Source organism: Polynucleobacter cosmopolitanus (assembly GCF_002224225.1).
Taxonomy (GTDB): Bacteria; Pseudomonadota; Gammaproteobacteria; order Burkholderiales; family Burkholderiaceae; genus Polynucleobacter; species Polynucleobacter cosmopolitanus.
On sequence record NZ_NJGG01000001.1, the window covers coordinates 619,816 to 638,377 of the forward strand.

The 18,562-nt window shown below is 45.3% G+C and carries 15 protein-coding genes; 14 read left to right on the forward strand and 1 reads right to left on the reverse strand.

Features of this window, described 5'->3' with window-relative positions; genetic code table 11:
* Positions 1–8: 8 nt before the first annotated feature.
* The 12 genes from AOC33_RS03230 to lpxC all read left to right on the forward strand — a co-directional run bounded on the left by AOC33_RS03230 (position 9) and on the right by lpxC (position 13,985).
* Positions 9–1,424: a UDP-N-acetylmuramoyl-tripeptide--D-alanyl-D-alanine ligase gene (locus AOC33_RS03230; protein ID WP_089515575.1), complete on the forward strand. Its 1,416-nt coding sequence runs from the start codon at positions 9–11 to the stop codon at positions 1,422–1,424.
* The gene (gene mraY / locus AOC33_RS03235) at positions 1,424–2,593 is read left to right on the forward strand and encodes a phospho-N-acetylmuramoyl-pentapeptide-transferase (RefSeq protein ID WP_089515141.1); all 1,170 of its coding nucleotides are present in this window, start codon (positions 1,424–1,426) and stop codon (positions 2,591–2,593) included. The genes AOC33_RS03230 and mraY overlap by 1 nt, the downstream gene beginning before the upstream one ends.
* 53 nt (positions 2,594–2,646) lie before the next feature.
* A complete protein-coding gene (gene murD, locus AOC33_RS03240; RefSeq protein WP_089515576.1) occupies positions 2,647–4,182 on the forward strand; it encodes a UDP-N-acetylmuramoyl-L-alanine--D-glutamate ligase in 1,536 nt (511 codons plus the stop codon).
* The gene (gene ftsW, locus AOC33_RS03245) at positions 4,179–5,444 is read left to right on the forward strand and encodes a putative lipid II flippase FtsW (protein WP_089515142.1); all 1,266 of its coding nucleotides are present in this window, start codon (positions 4,179–4,181) and stop codon (positions 5,442–5,444) included. Before murD ends, ftsW begins: the two co-directional genes overlap by 4 nt.
* Positions 5,441–6,523, forward strand: a complete 1,083-nt coding sequence (gene murG, locus AOC33_RS03250) for an undecaprenyldiphospho-muramoylpentapeptide beta-N-acetylglucosaminyltransferase (protein WP_089515143.1) — start codon at positions 5,441–5,443, stop codon at positions 6,521–6,523. The genes ftsW and murG overlap by 4 nt, the downstream gene beginning before the upstream one ends.
* Positions 6,520–7,953, forward strand: coding sequence for a UDP-N-acetylmuramate--L-alanine ligase (murC, locus tag AOC33_RS03255; protein WP_089515144.1), 1,434 nt, complete (start codon positions 6,520–6,522; stop codon positions 7,951–7,953). The genes murG and murC overlap by 4 nt, the downstream gene beginning before the upstream one ends.
* A gap of 4 nt (positions 7,954–7,957) precedes the next feature.
* Entirely contained in the window at positions 7,958–8,932 is a 975-nt protein-coding gene (locus AOC33_RS03260; RefSeq protein ID WP_089515577.1) for a D-alanine--D-alanine ligase, read from the forward strand.
* Complete coding sequence (locus AOC33_RS03265) at positions 8,929–9,747, forward strand: cell division protein FtsQ/DivIB (RefSeq protein WP_089515145.1); 819 nt, start codon at positions 8,929–8,931, stop codon at positions 9,745–9,747. The genes AOC33_RS03260 and AOC33_RS03265 overlap by 4 nt, the downstream gene beginning before the upstream one ends.
* A 5-nt stretch (positions 9,748–9,752) precedes the next feature.
* The gene (gene ftsA / locus AOC33_RS03270) at positions 9,753–10,982 is read left to right on the forward strand and encodes a cell division protein FtsA (protein ID WP_089515578.1); all 1,230 of its coding nucleotides are present in this window, start codon (positions 9,753–9,755) and stop codon (positions 10,980–10,982) included.
* Between the two features lie 70 nt (positions 10,983–11,052).
* Positions 11,053–12,363: a cell division protein FtsZ gene (gene ftsZ, locus AOC33_RS03275; RefSeq protein WP_089515146.1), complete on the forward strand. Its 1,311-nt coding sequence runs from the start codon at positions 11,053–11,055 to the stop codon at positions 12,361–12,363.
* A 189-nt stretch (positions 12,364–12,552) separates the two neighbouring features.
* Positions 12,553–13,053, forward strand: coding sequence for a peroxiredoxin (locus AOC33_RS03280; RefSeq protein WP_089515147.1), 501 nt, complete (start codon positions 12,553–12,555; stop codon positions 13,051–13,053).
* A gap of 17 nt (positions 13,054–13,070) precedes the next feature.
* Complete coding sequence (gene lpxC, locus AOC33_RS03285; RefSeq protein WP_089515148.1) at positions 13,071–13,985, forward strand: UDP-3-O-acyl-N-acetylglucosamine deacetylase; 915 nt, start codon at positions 13,071–13,073, stop codon at positions 13,983–13,985.
* Between the two features lie 12 nt (positions 13,986–13,997).
* Here lpxC and AOC33_RS03290 read toward each other — a convergent pair whose 3' ends face one another.
* Positions 13,998–14,522 (reverse strand): DciA family protein, encoded by a 525-nt coding sequence (locus AOC33_RS03290; protein ID WP_089515149.1) that lies wholly within the window; start codon positions 14,520–14,522, stop codon positions 13,998–14,000.
* Here AOC33_RS03290 and secA point away from each other — a divergent pair.
* Both secA and argJ read left to right on the forward strand, forming a co-directional pair.
* A complete protein-coding gene (gene secA / locus AOC33_RS03295; RefSeq protein ID WP_089515150.1) occupies positions 14,521–17,271 on the forward strand; it encodes a preprotein translocase subunit SecA in 2,751 nt (916 codons plus the stop codon). The genes AOC33_RS03290 and secA overlap by 2 nt on opposite strands.
* Positions 17,272–17,319: 48 nt before the next feature.
* A complete protein-coding gene (gene argJ, locus AOC33_RS03300) occupies positions 17,320–18,555 on the forward strand; it encodes a bifunctional glutamate N-acetyltransferase/amino-acid acetyltransferase ArgJ (RefSeq protein WP_089515151.1) in 1,236 nt (411 codons plus the stop codon).
* Positions 18,556–18,562 lie beyond the last annotated feature (7 nt).

Below are 18,562 nucleotides of genomic sequence, written 5' to 3' on the forward strand. Positions count from 1 at the left end.
GCCTCAATATGCAACATATGCCTTTATCGATGATTTCAGAGTTTTTGCCAGATGCTCAGTTGTTGAACATGCCATCGTCTGATCAAGCTATCAAACGATTCATCAGTGATAGTCGTCAAGTCGTAGCTGGCGATGTATTCATTGCTTTGCGCGGTGAGAAATTCGATGCACACGACTTTTTAAGTGACGTGCAAACCAAAGGAGCGCTGGCTTGCTTGGTGAGTTCAGTTGAGAAATTACCTCAAGACTTTCCAGCGGTTGTGGTCAAAGACACTCAAGAAGCTTTACAAATCTTATCAAGCAGATGGAAGCAATACTGCAGCCAGCACAACTTAAAGCAAGTGGTGATTGTGACAGGCAGTAATGGCAAAACAACGGTGAAGGGCATGATCCAAAGTATTTTTGAGGCAGCCGTTAGTGTTGATAAAGCGCTTGCAACACAGGGTAACTTCAATAATGAGATTGGCCTACCTTTGACGCTTTTGCGCCTTGATTTGAATCATGAGTTGGCAGTCATTGAGCTTGGTATGAACCATCCTGGTGAAACGGCCTTATTAGCAAATATTGCAAAACCAACAATTGCACTCATTAACAATGCTCAACGTGAACATCAAGAGTTCATGGAAACCGTCGATGCTGTTGCGAAAGAGCATGCTTTGGCAATCGAGGCTTTACCTGAAAATGGGGTGGCTGTTTATCCAGCTGATTCTGAATACAGTACGTTTTGGAAAAAAATCGCCAAGCAACGAGCAGTGATCGATTTTGCATTCAATCAAACAGCCACTGTTTGGGGTGAGTGGCTTAATCAAGCCACTGGTCAGATGGCGATTCATACGCCACAAGGTGACATCAAAGTGATGTTAAAGATTATGGGAGATCACAACGCTTGCAATGCTGTTGCTGCATCTGCCGTGGCAATTGCGACGGGGATATCTCCAGTAATGATTCAAGCAGGATTGGAATCATTCCAGCCTGTGAATGGAAGAATGCAAAAGCATTCACTGAACAATGACATCACTGTCATTGATGATAGTTACAACGCCAATCCTGATTCTGTTCGAGCGGCCATTGATGTTTTATCCAATATCAAAACAGCCGCTTGGCTTGTTTTAGGTGATATGGGTGAAGTGGGTAATCAAGGACCAGAATTCCATCGCGAAGTTGGTCATTACGCTGGCGAAAAAGGCATTCAAAAATTATTTGCTTTGGGTGACTTGAGTAAAGAAGCTGTTCTTGCTTATCAAGCCTCTGCCACTCAGGGAAATATGGCGCAGCACTTTGCTGATGTTGCAGAGCTTTGCACAGAGTTGAATAAATCATTGCACGCAAGAAAAAATCATGAAGAAGTGACGCTTTTGGTTAAGGGATCGCGCTTTATGCGCATGGAAAGAGTCGTTAAAGCTCTCGCAGAGGAGATGCACTGATGTTGTTATGGCTTGCACAACTACTACAAGATGACTTTGGTTTTTTACGAGTCATCAACTACATCACACTCAGAGCTGTGATGGCGACCTTGACGGCCGGATTGATTGGATTATTTTTCGGCCCTTGGGTCATTCGCCGTTTAACAGCGATGAAAGTGGGTCAAGCAGTTCGCTCCGATGGTCCGCAAACTCATTTGGTGAAGACTGGCACACCTACCATGGGTGGTGTGTTGATTTTGATTGGTATTGCGATTTCAACATTGCTTTGGGCTGACCTATCCAATCGTTTCATTTGGATTGTGTTGATCGTGACTTTGGGTTTTGGTGCCATTGGTTGGGTTGATGACTATCGCAAAGTTGTTTATCGCGATCCCAAAGGCATGGCCTCGAAAGAGAAATATTTTTGGCAGTCATTGATTGGATTATTTGCTGCTATTTACTTGGCCTTCTCTGTATCAGAAGTGAACAACCTGAAAGTATTAGAACTTTTCATTAATTGGGTGCAGAGCGGTTTCTCCATTGATTTACCAGCCAAATCAAATTTATATGTGCCTTTCTTTAAAGAGATCAGCTATCCACTCGGTGTGCTTGGGTTCATCGTTCTAACGTATTTGGTGATTGTTGGAAGTTCCAATGCCGTCAACCTAACGGACGGGTTAGATGGTTTGGTGATCATGCCGGTGATTTTGGTTGGAGCAGCATTGGGCGTGTTTGCTTATGTGATGGGTAATGCGATTTACACCAAATATCTTTTATTCCCATACATCCCTGGTGCTGGTGAGTTGATGATTTTCTGTGGCGCGATGAGTGGTGCTGGTTTGGCATTTTTATGGTTTAACACGCATCCCGCGCAAGTCTTCATGGGTGATGTTGGCGCTCTTGCACTTGGGGGTGCTTTGGGTACTGTGGCCGTGATCGTGAGACAAGAAATTGTTTTGTTCGTGATGGGCGGAATTTTTGTGGCTGAAACAGTGTCAGTGATCATGCAAGTGGTTTGGTTCAAGTTCACCAAAAAGATGTACGGCGAAGGTCGACGAATTTTCAAGATGGCACCACTGCATCACCACTTTGAATTGAGCGGTTGGAAAGAAACGCAAGTGGTGGTGCGCTTTTGGATCATCACTATTTTGTTGGTGTTGATTGGTTTATCTAGCTTGAAGTTGCGATAGGGAAAAGAGTGATTCAATTACAGCATCCATTTGGCCAAGAGCGCCCTCAGACAATGAGGGTCTTGGTGCTTGGCTTGGGAGAGTCAGGTGCTGCCATGGTGCGTTGGTGTGTTGCTCAGGGCGCTAAAGTTTCTGTGGCTGATACCAGATCTCTTGAAGAGTTATCTGATGGGGCAAAAAAATATCATCAAGCAGTCAAAGATTTGGGTATCAAAGATATTCATTTTGGTGGATTGTCTGCAGAGTTGTTGAATAACACAGACGTTATTGCAATCAGTCCAGGTCTATCGCCATTGCAAGAGCCGGTTCAATCATTTTTAGCGCTTGCTGCAGAAAAAGAAATTCCAGTGTGGAGTGAGATTGAATTTTTTGCGCAAGCGATTCAAGCATTAAAAGACGAACAAAACTACGCTGTCAAAGTGATTGCCATCACTGGCACGAATGGCAAAACAACGACCACTGCATTAACAGGCTTACTCTGTGAAAGAGCGGGTAAGTCTGTGGCAGTCGCAGGCAATATCAGCCCAGCTGCTTTGGATAAGTTATTGGATATCGAAGAATTGCCAGATGTTTGGGTTTTGGAGCTGTCTAGCTTCCAGCTTCAGCACACTTACAGTCTTCATGCCGATGCGGCGACTGTTTTGAATGTGACCCAAGATCATTTGGATTGGCATGGTGATTTTGAACAATATGCGGCAGCCAAGGCCAGAATTTTCAGCACCAATACGATCGCTGTATTGAATCGCGATGACGACATCGTGATGGATATGCAGTCCGATATGGATGTGGTTCGTACGATCACCTTTGGAGTTGAAGCGCCTACTGAAGAAGATGCATTTGGTGTTTTCCATGACACAGCTGCGGGTGGTATCGATTGGTTGGTGTGGGCTGAGCCTGATGCAGAAGCTCTCGAGCTAAAAGCAAAGCGTCGCCGTAAAAAAGCAGATTTGGATGATGAGCCTTTGAGGTTGAAGCGCTTGATGCCGGTAGATGCTTTGCGCATCAAAGGAAGACATAACGCCAGTAATGCTTTAGCTGCTTTGGCTTTGTGTACTGCGATTGATGTTCCGATGGGTCCATTGCTTCATGGCTTGCGTGAGTACAAGGGTGAGCCGCATCGCATGCAAACGGTTGCTATCGTTGAAGGCGTTGAATACATCGATGATAGTAAAGGCACCAATGTGGGTGCTACCTTGGCTGCCTTGAATGGTTTAGGTCATTCAGGCTCGGGCTCAGTATCAAGTGCTCGCGCAAAAATCATTTTGATCGCTGGTGGTGAGGGTAAAGGTCAAGATTTCTCTCCATTGAGCCAAGTGCTTGCGCGTCATGCAAAAGCCATTATTTTGATTGGTAGAGATGCACCTTTGATCAGAAGTGCCATCGAATCATCAGGTGTCACCATCCGTGATGCTGATACTTTGGAGCGAGCAGTTGAGTCCGCCGCTGAGATGGCGGAGTCAGGCGACTTGGTCTTGTTATCACCCGCTTGTGCAAGTTTTGACATGTTCAAAGATTACGCGCACCGCGCTCAAGTCTTTATTGATGCGGTGAGTGAGTTGGCTAGCTTGAAAGGTCAGGTGAGCGCATGATTCAATTCTTCAAACGTTTCAGTGCTAATGGCATCAGTGGTGTCAAAGGTGGCATCAAAGAAGGATTCGAAGATTTTCGTTTGGGATTGCGTGACGCCACAACCGTGGTTCGTCCAACTCGTTCACGCATGATGGAGTACGACCAACCTTTGTTATGGGCTGTTTTGATTCTTGTGACATTGGGTCTTGTGATGGTTTATTCGGCATCGATTGCTTTGCCAGATGGTCCTAAATATGCCAAATACAGCAGCAGTCACTTTTTGATCAGACATGGCATCTCGATTGCAATTGCTTTCACAATTGGTGTTTTTGCATTCAAGGTACCTCTCAAAGTTTGGGATCGTTTAGCCCCTGCCATTTTTGCTTTGGCATTCATCATGCTGATCTTTGTTTTGATTCCAGGGGTTGGTAAGGGTGTGAATGGCGCTAAGCGCTGGATACCATTGGGCATCACAAATTTCCAGCCATCAGAATTGATGAAGCTAGCGGTTGTTTTGTTTGCGGCTTGGTACACCGTCCAGCGTCAAGAATATTTACACACCTTGGTCAAAGGTTTGTTACCGATGGGAGCTGCGGTGATTGCCGTGGGTGTATTGCTTTTATTGCAACCTGACATGGGTGCCTTCATGGTGATTGCCGTGATTGCGATGGGCCTATTATTTTTAGGCGGTATCAATGCCAAATTATTTGGGGCGCTCACTGCTTTAGCGATTGGCAGTTTTGCATCCATCATCATCTTTTCTGAATTTAGAAGACAACGTATTTTTGCTTACCTTGATCCTTGGAATGAAGAGTTTGCCGCTGGTAAAGCCTATCAATTGACGCATTCATTGATGGCATTTGGTCGAGGTGAATGGTTTGGGGTTGGTTTGGGGGGCAGTATTGAAAAACTCCATTACTTACCGGAGGCTCATACAGATTTTATTTTGGCAGTGATTGGCGAAGAGTTGGGATTCTTTGGTGTGGCTGTTGTCATTGGAATCTTCTATTGGATCATTCGTCGCGCATTCTTAATTGGTCGAACCGCTTTGCAATTGGATCGAAGTTTTGCTGGTTTGGTTGCTAAAGGCATTGCTATTTGGATTGGTTGGCAGGCATTCATCAATATGGGCGTTAACTTGGGCATCTTGCCGACCAAGGGCTTGACCTTGCCGTTTGTTAGTTTTGGCGGTTCAGGTTTGATGATGAATGCTGTGGCCATTGCCATCTTATTGAAGATTGACGTAGAGAATAGAGTGTTGATGAGAGGTGGCAAGTTATGACGCACTCACCAACTCTATTGGTCATGGCTGGTGGCACAGGTGGGCATATTTTCCCAGGCTTGGCTGTGGCCGAGTATTTGCGTGAACATGGCTGGAATGTTTCTTGGTTGGGTAACGCCAAGGGCATGGAATACCGCTTGGTACCACCTCGAGGTTTTGCTTTTGAATCCATTCAATTTGGTGGTTTAAGAGGCAAAGGAATCAAAACATTGTTGTTGCTGCCATTTAATTTATTACGAGCATTTTGGCAAAGCATTCAGGTGTTACGTCGAGTAAAACCTGATGTGGTGTTGGGCATGGGTGGTTATGTCACATTCCCAGCTGGAATGATGAGTGTTTTATTGGGTAAGCCATTGGTTTTGCATGAGCAAAATTCAATCGCTGGTTTAGCCAATAAAGTATTGGCCAAAGTTGCAGACAAAACCTTGTGCGCATTTCCCAATGCATTGCCTGGTGCAATTTGGTTGGGTAATCCATTGCGTGCTGGCATGAGTCAAATTGAATCTCCGCAAGTTCGTTACTCCGCAAGATCTGGTCGTTTGCAGATTTTGGTGGTCGGCGGTAGTTTGGGTGCTGCTGCTTTGAATGAAGTGGTCCCGGAAGCTCTTGCAAAAATTCCAGCTGAATCTAGACCGTCGGTGATCCATCAAGCGGGTGAGAAGCACCTTGATCAATTGCGCCAAAAATACGCGAGCTTGAATGTCGAAGCAGAAGTTGTGCCATTCATTGATGACATGGTCACAGCTTATGCCAAAGCAGATTTGGTGATTTGCCGAGCAGGTGCGATGACTGTGGCAGAAATTTCAGCAGTGGGCGTGGCTTCGTATTTGGTGCCTTTCCCATATGCCGTTGATGATCATCAAACTTTCAATGCAAAATTTCTATCCGACACTGGTGCTGCCGTGTTGATGCAACAAGTTGATATGACAGCAACTTCATTGGCTGCTTATTTGCAAACAGTTGATCGCACAGAGTTATTAAAAATGGCTGAACGTGCATTGAGTCAGGCCAAGCCAAATGCAACCAAAGATGTTGCAGAAATATGTCAAATGTTATCTAAGAGAGCGGTTCAGTCATGAAGCACATTCTTCATCAAATTCATTTTGTAGGCATTGGTGGTGCAGGCATGAGCGGCATTGCTGAAGTCTTGCTCAATCTTGGTTACAAGGTGAGTGGCTCTGACATGGCTGAAAGTGCAACCACCAAACGTTTGCGTGAGTGTGGTGCTGAAATCACCATTGGTCATCATGCTAAGAATGTGGGTAGCGCAGAAGCAGTTGTTATTTCAACAGCTGTTACTGGCGATAACCCAGAAGTTTTAGCTGCGCGTGCAGCTCGCATTCCAATTGTGCCAAGAGCTGTGATGTTGGGTGAGTTGATGCGCTTAAAGCAGGGGATTGCGATTGCAGGCACTCACGGTAAAACCACCACGACCAGTTTGTTGGCTTCAGTTTTGGCTGAGGGTGGTTTGGATCCAACGTTTGTGATTGGTGGCAAATTAACTTCTGCTGGTGCCAATGCACGCTTAGGCACGGGTGATTTTATTGTGGCTGAAGCTGATGAATCAGATGCATCATTTTTGAACTTATTACCAGTGATTGAAGTGATCACCAACATCGATGCTGATCACATGGACACTTATCAGCACGACATGGCGAAGTTAAAACAAGCCTTCGTGCAGTTCACGCAACGCATGCCGTTCTATGGTGTTGCTGTGCTGTGTGTTGATGATCAAAATGTGCGCGATATTTTGCCGTTTGTGTCACAACCTATTCTTGGGTATGGCTTATCTGAGGATGCAGATGTGCGGGCGATTGATGTTGTTGCAGATGGTCCTCAGATGCATTTCACAGCCTTGCGACACACGGTGCGTCGTCATGGTGACACACCAGGGCCATTGAAAGTCACATTGAATTTACCGGGCTTACACAATGTGCGTAACGCGCTCGCAGCCATTGCCATTGCCACTGAGTTGGGTGTGAGTGATACAGCCATTGCTAAAGCTTTGAAAGAGTTCCACGGCGTTGGCCGTCGTTTCCAGCGTTATGGAGAAGTGAAGTTACCTCAGGGTGGCACATGCACGGTGATTGATGATTATGGTCATCATCCTGTGGAAATGGCAGCAACACTTTCTGCAACCAGAGGGGCGTTCCCGGGCCGTCGATTATTGCTGGCATTCCAGCCACATCGTTTCACCAGAACACGTGATTGCTTTGGTGATTTTGTGAAAGTTCTTCAAAGTGTGGATGCTTTGGCTTTGACAGAAGTTTATCCAGCGGGTGAAGCTCGAATTTCCGGTGCTGATGGAGAGGCTTTGATCAAAGCTTTGGCAAAGGCCAAAGAAGAAGGTCGCTCATTAGATGTTGCTAATACCAAATTTATAAAAGATGTGAATGAATTGCCGAATTTGGTGATGAGCATGGCGCGCGATGGTGATGTGATCATTACCATGGGTGCAGGATCGATCTCTGCGGTTCCAGGAAAGTTAGCAGGAGGCGCAAATGCCTAATCTCATGAATTGGAACGAAGAAGTACAAAAAGATTTGTCACAAGTGAATGTTGCTACCTTGGGCAAGGTTGGAGTGTTGCTTGGTGGTAAATCTGGCGAAAGAGATATTTCTTTGATGTCAGGTAAAGGTGTTTTAGATGCTTTGATTTCAAAGGGTGTGAATGCTCATGCCTTTGATCCAGGCCAGCAAGCCATCACAGAGTTAGCGGTTCAGAAATTTGATCGAGTCTTCATTGCGCTGCATGGTCGTTATGGTGAAGACGGCACGATGCAAGGTTTTCTGGAGCAAATGAACCTACCTTATACGGGCAGTGGTGTGTTGGCTTCTGCTCTTGCAATTGATAAACAAGCCACCAAGCGTTTATGGTCTAGCTTTAATTTAGCCACCCCTCGGTTTGCTATGTTGAATGCCAATAGTGATTGGCAAAAAATTGCGCAAGATCTTGGTTTGCCCATCATTGTTAAGCCAGCCAGAGAGGGTTCATCACTTGGCTTGAGCAAAGTTACGAAAGCAGAAGATTTACCGGCAGCGTATGCATTGGCAGCCAAGCTTGATCGTGATGTGATGGCTGAGCAATGCATCATTGGTGAAGAGTTAACTTGTCCAATCGTGGGTGATGGCGAGAATGCGCGAGCCTTGCCTGTCATCAGAATTGTGGCCCCAGACTCTAATTACGATTATCACAATAAATATTTTTCAGATGACACCAAGTACTTGTGTCCAACCGGTTTGGATTTGGCGCTTGAAGCAAAAGTTCAAGAACTTGCTTTGAGTGCATACCGTGCTTTGGGTTGTAAAGGTTGGGGTCGTGCGGACGTGATGATTGATCAAAAGACCAATCAACCTTATCTATTGGAAATGAACACCGCGCCTGGTATGACGGGTCATTCATTGGTGCCAATGGCCGCTAAAGCAGCCGGCGTTGAGTACGCTGATTTGGTGTTGTGGCTATTAAGTAAGGCAGGTATTCATTCATGAAATTCTTGCGCATCTTCTTCGGCTTTTTAGGTTCTATGAGTGCCACGGTGTTTGGCCCGATCTGGAATCACGCCAAGATGATGCGTGCGATGGCTAATTTGTTGTTGTTGATTGCTTTGTTGGTTTCAAGCGGATGGCTTCTATTTTGGTTGGGGCAGAAACCAGCGTTCACTTTGAATCATTTGACGGTTGAATCATTGGATGGCCGTGAACTCAAGCATGTGAATTTGCCAACGATTAAAACCCGCGCTTTAGATCAAGTGAAGGGCAATTTTTTCACGATACGTTTAGATCAAGCTAGGCAAGCCTTTGAGACCATGCCATGGGTGCGTCGAGCCAGTGTGCGTCGTGAATGGCCGAACGGGATTGTGGTGGCGATCGAAGAGCATCAAGCTTTGGGGGTGTGGGTTGGTGAGACACCGAGATTGATCAATACCTATGGTGAAGTATTTATCGCAAACATGGCAGAAGCAGAGGACAGTGCTTCATTGTTGAAATTCAGTGGCCCTGAGGGCAGCAACAAAGATGTCTTTAGAAAATACCAGCAACTGAACCTTTGGTTTGAGCCATGGCAAGCCACTGTAAAAAGCATTGAGCTTTCTTCTCGTTATGCCTGGAGAGTGAAGTTAAGTAATAACTTGAACATTGAATTGGGCCGAGAGCTGGATGAGCGCGATTCAAAGCAAATTCAATTAAGTGTTGATCGTTTGATTAAAAGTTGGCCACAGGTTCAAGAGAAATGGGGTCAACGAGTGGATTCAATTGACCTTCGTTATGCCAATGGCTATGCCATCAATATAGGAAAAAAACTGTGAGCGTTATCAGTAAAGACACGAAAGATTTAATCGTTGGCTTGGATATCGGCACATCCAAAGTAGTTGCTTTGGTGGCCGAATTAAATCCAGATGGCCAATTCAATGTCGTGGGTCTTGGCCAGGTGAGTTCTAAGGGGTTGAAAAAAGGCGTGGTCGTCAATATTGAGGCCACGGTTCAGTCGATTCAAAAAGCACTTGAAGAAGCTGAGGTGATGGCTGATCGTCGCATTGCGCAAGTGTTCACTGGCATCGCTGGAAACCACATCCATAGTTTTAATTCGACTGGCATGGTGGCAATCCGTGACAAAGAAGTGTCTGCAGGTGATGTTGAGCGTGTGATTGAAACAGCTAAAGCCATCAACATTCCAACGGATCAACAAATCCTTCACATCCTGACTCAAGAATTCATCATTGATGGACAAGAGGATGTGCGTGAACCAATTGGTATGAGCGGTATTCGTCTCGAAGTCAAAGTACACATTGTGACGGGGGCTGTCAGTGCCGCGCAAAACATTGTGAAGTGTGTGCGCCGTTGTGGTCTAGAAGTGAATGATCTGATTTTGCAGCCTTTGGCTTCAAGTGTTGCGGTCTTGACGGAAGATGAAAAAGAATTGGGTGTGGTGTTGGTTGATATCGGAGGCGGCACAACAGATATTGCGATCTTCAGCCAAGGAGCGATTCGTCACACCGCAGTGATTCCAATTGCTGGTGATCAAATCACCAATGACATTGCCATGGCTTTGCGCACGCCAACCATCGATGCAGAAGATCTCAAAATTCATTTTGGTATTGCACGTCAGAGCATGGCTAATCCAAATGAAACCATTGAGGTTCCGGGTGTTGGTGATCGCGAAGCCCGCTCGATGTCACGCCAAGCTTTGGCTGCTGTGATTGAGCCACGTGTTGAAGAGTTATTGAGTTTGGTTCGTCAAGTGGTGCGCGAATCAGGCATGGAAGATTTGGTTTCCTCAGGTGTTGTTTTAACTGGCGGTACGGCCTTGATGCCGGGTGTCGTTGAATTGGCAGAAGAAGTTTTTGCTAAGCCAGCGCGCGTTGGTTTCCCTGAGTACAAAGGGCATTTGAGTGAAATTTTAAGAAGTCCACGTTATTCAACAGGCTTGGGATTGTTGATGGAGGGGCGTGTGCAATTGGTGCGTGGTCGCCGAATTGCTCAATCAGGAACAGTGCAAAACATTGTGGCGCGCATGCGCGAATGGTTCATGGGAAATTTTTAAGAATTTAGAAGTATTAAAAGATTTTTAGTTTTATTTTTGTCGTCGTCAACCGTAGTTATAAGGAGGTAGTATGGAATTTGAAATGTTAGATGCAGAACCGGCGGGTAAGACCATTATTAAAGTGGTCGGTGTGGGCGGTGCAGGCGGTAACGCTGTGCAGCACATGATTCGTCGCGGTGTACAAGGTGTTGAGTTCATTTGCATGAACACAGATGCAGGTGCACTTCAACGTTCTAAAGCAAGCGTCAATATTCAGTTAGGCGCAACAGGTTTAGGTGCTGGTGCCAAACCTGAAGTAGGCGCATCTTCTGCGATTGAAGCCAAGGCACGCATTGCTGATGCATTGCAAGGTGCGCACATGGTCTTTATCACAGCGGGCATGGGTGGTGGTACCGGCACAGGTGCAGGTCCAGTGGTTGCTCAAGTTGCCAAAGAAATGGGCATCTTGACTGTTGGCGTGATCAGCAAGCCATTTGATTTTGAAGGTGCCAAGCGTGGCAAAGTGGCTGAAGCTGGTGCTCATGAAATTGAAAGCTACGTAGATTCATTGATTGTTGTTCTTAATGAAAAACTATTTGAAGTCATGGGTGAAGATGCTGAGATGGACAAGGCCTTTGGTTGTGCAGATGATGTGTTGCACAACGCAGTTGCTGGCATCGCTGAAATCATCAATGAGCAAGGTTTGATCAACGTTGACTTTGAAGACGTTAAAACAGTGATGAGTGAGCAAGGCAAAGCCATGATGGGAACAGCCACTGTTTCTGGTATGGATCGTGCTCGCTTAGCTGCTGAAGCTGCTGTTGCCTCACCATTGCTTGAAGGTGTTGATTTATCAGGAGCGCGTGGCGTCTTGGTGAATATCACAGCCAGCCGTTCATTGAAGTTGTCAGAAACTCGTGAAGTGATGGGTGCTATTCGTGGCTATGCTGCTGAAGATGCCACAGTGATCTTTGGTACGGTTTACGATGAAAGCTTGGGTGATGCCTTGCGTGTCACAGTTGTTGCTACTGGTTTAAATGGTGGCAAGCGCAAAGAAAAGCAGCCTGAAGTTATTTGGCGTAATACACAAGCAACTGGAACTTATGATGGCGCTCCAATGATGGCCAATTTAAGTTCTTTTGCTCCGCAAAGTGCAACCGCAACTGTTGCCATGGCAAACACAGCTAGCAATGTCAGTGCTTCGAACGCGACTGCGCCAGCGATGCCTGTGGGATCAGCCAGTGATTACGCAAAATATGATGTGCCAAAGGTGTTTCGCAGCAATCGTGAATCAAATGAGCCGCGTTTGGGCGCAAATAGTTCACCAGAAGCGCAAGCCATGATGGATAAGGGTGCTGATTACTACGATATTCCAGCTTTTTTACGCAAGCAAGCTGATTAAGAATTTGTTGTAATTAGAAATTGCTATAAAAAACAATGGCATACAGATGCCGGTGGTAACGCGCCTCCTGCGAAATGACGACGCATGCGATACCATCGGTGTTCTGGCAAAAATTAATGCCAATAGTTATCAATAAAAATGACTATTTGAAACAGCAAATTTAAATATCCTTATTTAACGGAGAAGACAATGATTGCAGTAGGACAACAATTACCAAACGCCACAATTCATGAATTTTTAGAAGTTGCTACAGAGGGTTGCTCTGTAGGACCAAACGCTTTTGAAGTGAGCAAATTAACAGCAGGTAAAAAGATTGTTATTTTTGGCTTGCCAGGTGCATTCACACCAACATGTTCAGCACAGCACGTTCCAGGTTATGTTGCTCAGTGCGATGCGATCAAAGCCAAGGGTGTTGATGAGATTTGGTGCTTATCAGTGAATGATGCATTTGTGATGGGTGCCTGGGGTAAAGACCAAAAAGTGAACGGCAAAGTTCGCATGATGGCTGATGGTGCTGCAGAGTTGACCAAAAAACTTGGTTTGGAATTTGACTTAACAGCTCGCGGCATGGGTGTTCGCTCACAACGTTATTTGATGATTGTTGATAATGGTGTGGTCAAGCATTTGGCTGTTGAAGCAGCTGGTAAGTTTGAAGTGAGTGATGCAGCTTCTGCACTAAAAGCACTTTGATTGACTCTTAAGAAGTTATGTTGAAACAGCGCACCATTGCAGCCCCTGTAAAAACCGTTGGTATTGGGTTACACACGGGCCGCAAGGTGACGCTTAAATTAATACCTGCACCAATCAATACAGGCATTATTTTTCATCGTGTAGATTTGCCCAATGCGCCTGGCATCAAGGCTGACGCTCACTTGGTGACTGATACACGTTTGGCCACGGTGCTACAAAACGGTGACACCCGAGTTTCCACTGTAGAACATTTGTTATCTGGATGCGCAGGTCTTGGCATCGATAACTTGATCATTGAATTAGATTGTGAAGAAGTGCCCATCATGGATGGTAGCGCAGCTTCATTTTTATTTTTAATTGAATCGGCGGGTCTTCAAGAACAAGATGCTCCACGTCAGTTCATTGTGATTAAAAAGCCTGTTGAAATTAAAGAGGTGGGTAAATTAGCCCGCTTAGAACCGTTTGACGGATTCAAGTTAGATTTCACGATTGATTTCAAACACCCTGCGGTCGACAAAACTGGCCAAAGACATGTGATTGATTTTGCAGACAGCACTTATGCCAGAGAAATTGGAAGAGCCAGAACGTTTGGTTTTGCTCACGAAGTAGAAGCCTTACGAGAAATGGGTTTGGCGCGCGGCGGAAGTTTAGATAACGCAATTGTGTTGGATGAGCACCGCATTTTAAATAATGAAGAATTGCGTTATGACGATGAATTTGTCCGTCATAAGATTCTGGATGCTATTGGTGATTTGTATTTAGCAGGCCACCCAATCGTGGGTGCTTATGTTGCTGAGAAATCAGGTCATGCCTTGAACAATGCATTGCTCAGAGCTTTATTTGCAGACCCAACAAGTTATGAAATAAAGAGTTTTGATGAGTCTGATGCTCCCAAAGCTTATCAATTAAAAAATAAGCCCTTATTTGCCTAAAAAATAGGCAAATCAGCCTTTTTTCCGATTTTTCAAGAGTTTTTCAACCGCGCCCCTCAGCGGAGAACTTTCATCGAGCTGATTCATCAATTGAGACCAGGATTTTTCTGCGCTTGAGGGAAAAACGGGTGGTTTTTCAGTGCTTTTAACCTTGTTTGGAGCTGGTATTCCTAAGCCCCCGGGAGCCTGTTTAATCGCTAAAGATCTCGCTGAATAACCTTGTTCCTGAAGTTTTAAGAGGATTGAGGGTAATTTTTGGCTGATGCGAGTTGCAATCGCCGCATTTGATACCAACAGGGTCAATTGCCCAGTTTCTTCTGAAAAGCCACCTGATTTGACCAATCCAACCGCCTTCTGAAGCCCATTTTGATTGAGGCTCAGGTCAATCGCTTGCTGAATTAAAAGATTGTTTTCTGCCCTTTGTAGCAGGTCTCCCAGAGGGGTATTTTTTTCAATGCAAGCTAATGCATCACGGGCATTCGCAGATGTCCGTCTGGGTGCTAAACTTTGAGGCTTAAATTTCCTCGCAAAAGTCATGGTTACTGGTCTTCTTAAGAAAATATTTGGCAGTCGAAATGATCGACTCTTAAAACAATATAAGCGCATTGTCGCTCAGATTAATAGTCTGGAGCAGGGCATTGCCTCGCTTGATGATGCTGCATTGCAAGCAAAGACGGCTGAATTCAAGTCAAAACTGGCCGCAGGCCAAACAATCGATGAAATCTTGCCTGAGGCCTTTGCGGTTGTTCGTGAGGCCAGCAAGCGTGTCATGAACATGCGCCATTTTGATGTTCAGATGATTGGTGGCTTGGCTCTTCATCAAGGAAAAATCTCTGAAATGAGAACTGGTGAAGGTAAAACCTTGACCGCTACGCTACCGGTATATCTGAATGCCTTAACAGGAAATGGCGTTCACGTTGTCACTGTCAACGATTACTTGGCAGAGCGTGATGCTGAATGGATGGCAAAGCTTTATAACTTCTTGGGTCTGAGTGTGGGCATTAATTTGTCACAAATGGATCATGAAGCCAAGAAAAAGGCTTACGGCTCAGACATCACTTACGGAACAAATAACGAATTTGGTTTTGACTATTTGCGCGACAACATGATTCAAGAATTGGATCAGCGTGTGCAGCGTGGTTTGGCATACGCCATCGTTGACGAAGTTGACTCAATTTTGATCGACGAGGCACGCACGCCTTTGATCATCTCTGGTCAAGCTGAAGACCACACAGAAATTTATGTGGCGATGAATGCCTTGCCACAATATTTAACTCGTCAGTACGGCGAAGAAAAAGCAGACGGTTCAGGTGTTATTACTCCGGGTGATTACATCGTTGATGAAAAATCACACCAAGTATTTTTGACTGAAGTGGGTCACGAAAAAGCTGAAATTGCTTTGGCTCAAATTGGTTTGATCAAAGAAGGGGAGTCTTTGTATGCTCCTCAAAATATCACATTGATGCACCATGTGTATGCTGCTTTGAGAGCGCATACTCTGTTCAACAAAGATCAGCATTATGTTGTGCAAAACGGTGAAGTTGTGATTGTTGATGAATTCACCGGTCGACTCATGCAAGGACGTCGCTGGTCAGATGGTTTGCATCAAGCGGTTGAGGCAAAAGAGGGCGTGGCGATTCAGCACGAAAATCGTACATTGGCGACAATCACCTTCCAAAATTATTTCCGTATGTACAGCAAGCTTGCCGGCATGACGGGTACAGCTGATACCGAAGCCTATGAGTTCCAAGAGATCTACGGCTTAGAGACAGTGATTGTTCCGCCTAATCGCATCAATGCCAGAATTGATAGGCAAGATCAAATCTATCGCTCATCGATGGAGCGTTACAACGCTGTTATCAAAGATATCCAAGATTGTTACGAGCGCGGTCAACCAGTTTTGGTTGGTACCACATCGATTGAAAACTCCGAATTGATTTCATCATTATTGGATAAGGCAAAGTTGCCTCATCAAGTATTGAACGCAAAACAACACGCCAAAGAAGCTGAAATCATTGCGCAAGCGGGTCGTCCAAAAATGATCACCATTGCAACAAACATGGCAGGTCGAGGCACAGACATTGTTTTGGGTGGTAATGTTGAAAAGCAAGCTGGCTTGATTGAGCAAGATGCTGCGGTTTCTGCACAAGATAAAGCTGCGCGCATCAAACAGTTGCACGATGAATGGCAAGGTTTGCATGATCATGTAGTAAGTGCGGGTGGTTTGCACATCATTGGTACCGAGCGTCATGAAAGCCGCCGTGTTGATAACCAATTAAGAGGTCGTGCTGCGCGTCAGGGTGACCCAGGTTCATCAAGATTCTATTTGTCTTTGGACGATGCTTTGTTGCGCATCTTTGCAGGTGAGCGCTTAAAGTCAATCATGGACCGATTGCGCATGCCTGAGGGTGAGCCAATTGAAGCTAGTATGGTGACTCGCTCGATTGAGTCTGCACAGCGCAAAGTAGAAGCTAGAAACTTTGATATCCGTAAGCAATTATTGCAATACGACGATGTGGCCAACGACCAGCGCAAAGAAGTTTATCGCTTGCGTAATGAAGTTCTTGAGTCAAAAGATGTTGGCGATTTAGTTGCCAACTTGCGTGAGGCATATTTCACAGACTTGTTCCATGACCATATTCCTGCTGAATCAGTGATTGAGCAGTGGGATGTTGTTGGATTACAGCAAGTGTTATCCAACGACTGGGGTTTATCAGTTGATTTGCAAGCCATCATCGATGCGACCGATACGATCGAACCAGAAGATCTTCTTGTTAAAGTTTTAGAAGCTGCGAAGAGTTTGTACGATGCAAAAGTTGAATTAGTTGGCAGAGAATCTTTTGCTAAATTTGAATGTTCAGTGATTTTGTATGCTCTGGATACTTCATGGAGAGAGCATTTAGCAGCTTTGGATCATTTGCGTCAGGGTATTCATTTGCGTGGCTATGCTCAAAAAGATCCTAAGCAAGAATATCGTCGTGAAGCATTTGAATTATTTGCTCGTTTGCTAGACACAGTGAAGTTAGAAGTGACTCGCACGATCATGGTGGTCAGAATTGAAACTGCTGAAGAGTTAGAGCGTGCTTCAGAGTCTATTCAAGAAGATTTGGCGGATGTGAAGGGTGTCCAGTATCAACATGCCAGCGCTGATCAATCAGATGATGAGCCTTCTCCACGTGCCGCTGCCTCTCAACCAGTTCAGGCTGGTCCTAAGGTAGGTCGTAACGATCCTTGTCCTTGTGGTAATGGTAAAAAATACAAGCACTGCCATGGGCAGCTCGGTTAATCAAATGTTTATTTGAATCATTGATTCATTTTTTAGAGATAAAACACCATGCCAGTGAATTCCCCATTACCGATTGCCAGTGAATTAAGTCCTGTGAATGGTGTCCGTTTGGGGCATGCAGAAGCTGGCATTAAAAGACCTGGTCGCAAAGATGTTTTGATCATTGAACTCAATGAAGCTTCAAGTGTTGCTGGTGTTTTTACAAAAAATCGCTTTTGTGCGGCACCAGTACAAATTTGTAGAGAGCATTTGCAGGCATCGGCAAACAGTGGTGCGAATATTCGGGCCTTGATCATCAACACAGGTAACGCCAATGCAGGTACAGGTGAGCCTGGTTATAAAAATGCGATGCGCACGTGTGAAGAGTTGGCAAAGTTGATGGGTTTGAAAAAAGAGCAAATCTTGCCTTTTTCAACCGGAGTGATTCTTGAGCCTTTACCAGTTGAAAAAGTCATCGCTGGCATGCCTCAGGCGATTGGTAATTTAAATACTGATAACTGGTTCAATGCCGCTCATGCGATCATGACCACTGATACTCAGGCAAAAGCTTATTCAAAGCAGGTTGAAATCAATGGTCAAACCATCACCTTGACGGGTATCAGTAAGGGTGCTGGCATGATTCATCCGAACATGGCCACCATGTTGGGTTATGTGGCAACCGATGCAAAAGTATCACCGGCTTTGTTGCAGCAATTGACCGCAGCGGCGGCCGATTTGTCTTTCAATGCCATCACGATTGATGGTGATACATCCACCAATGATTCATTCATTGTCATGGCCAGTGGCGCAAGCCAAGTTGAGATTCCAGCGTCAGGTCAAGCACATGACATCTTCCGCCAAGCATTGATTGAAGTCTGTCAAAAATTAGCTCAAATGATTGTGCGAGATGGCGAGGGTGCCACCAAGTTCATCACGATTCAGATTGAAGGCGGTAAGACCGATGCTGAATGTAAATTGGTGGCTGAAGCCATTGCTCATTCACCCTTGGTGAAAACTGCTTTTTTTGCCAGTGATCCTAATTTAGGTCGTATCTTGGCAGCCATTGGTTATGCGGGCATCACAGATCTTGATGTTGGTCGCGTGCAGTTATGGTTAGATGATGTTTGGGTTGCCAAAGATGGTGGCCGTCATCCTGATTATCAAGAAGCAGATGGACAGCGCGTGATGAAACAAGCAGAAATCATGGTTCGCGCTAATTTAGGTCGAGGTCAAGCTACTCAGACTGTCTGGACCTGCGATCTATCTCATGAATATGTTTCTATCAATGCGGACTATCGTTCTTAAAGCGATC

What these genes read in the sequence shown, in the direction of transcription:
- AOC33_RS03230 (WP_089515575.1), top strand. Translation starts at nt 9, where the DNA reads ATGCAACATATGCCTTTATCGATGATTTCAGAGTTTTTGCCAGATGCT.
- mraY (WP_089515141.1), top strand. Translation starts at nt 1,424, where the DNA reads ATGTTGTTATGGCTTGCACAACTACTACAAGATGACTTTGGTTTTTTA.
- murD (WP_089515576.1), top strand. Translation starts at nt 2,647, where the DNA reads ATGAGGGTCTTGGTGCTTGGCTTGGGAGAGTCAGGTGCTGCCATGGTG.
- ftsW (WP_089515142.1), top strand. Translation starts at nt 4,179, where the DNA reads ATGATTCAATTCTTCAAACGTTTCAGTGCTAATGGCATCAGTGGTGTC.
- murG (WP_089515143.1), top strand. Translation starts at nt 5,441, where the DNA reads ATGACGCACTCACCAACTCTATTGGTCATGGCTGGTGGCACAGGTGGG.
- murC (WP_089515144.1), top strand. Translation starts at nt 6,520, where the DNA reads ATGAAGCACATTCTTCATCAAATTCATTTTGTAGGCATTGGTGGTGCA.
- AOC33_RS03260 (WP_089515577.1), top strand. Translation starts at nt 7,958, where the DNA reads ATGAATTGGAACGAAGAAGTACAAAAAGATTTGTCACAAGTGAATGTT.
- AOC33_RS03265 (WP_089515145.1), top strand. Translation starts at nt 8,929, where the DNA reads ATGAAATTCTTGCGCATCTTCTTCGGCTTTTTAGGTTCTATGAGTGCC.
- ftsZ (WP_089515146.1), top strand. Translation starts at nt 11,053, where the DNA reads ATGGAATTTGAAATGTTAGATGCAGAACCGGCGGGTAAGACCATTATT.
- AOC33_RS03280 (WP_089515147.1), top strand. Translation starts at nt 12,553, where the DNA reads ATGATTGCAGTAGGACAACAATTACCAAACGCCACAATTCATGAATTT.
- lpxC (WP_089515148.1), top strand. Translation starts at nt 13,071, where the DNA reads ATGTTGAAACAGCGCACCATTGCAGCCCCTGTAAAAACCGTTGGTATT.
- secA (WP_089515150.1), top strand. Translation starts at nt 14,521, where the DNA reads ATGGTTACTGGTCTTCTTAAGAAAATATTTGGCAGTCGAAATGATCGA.
- AOC33_RS03290 (WP_089515149.1), bottom strand. Translation starts at nt 14,522, where the DNA reads ATGACTTTTGCGAGGAAATTTAAGCCTCAAAGTTTAGCACCCAGACGG.
- argJ (WP_089515151.1), top strand. Translation starts at nt 17,320, where the DNA reads ATGCCAGTGAATTCCCCATTACCGATTGCCAGTGAATTAAGTCCTGTG.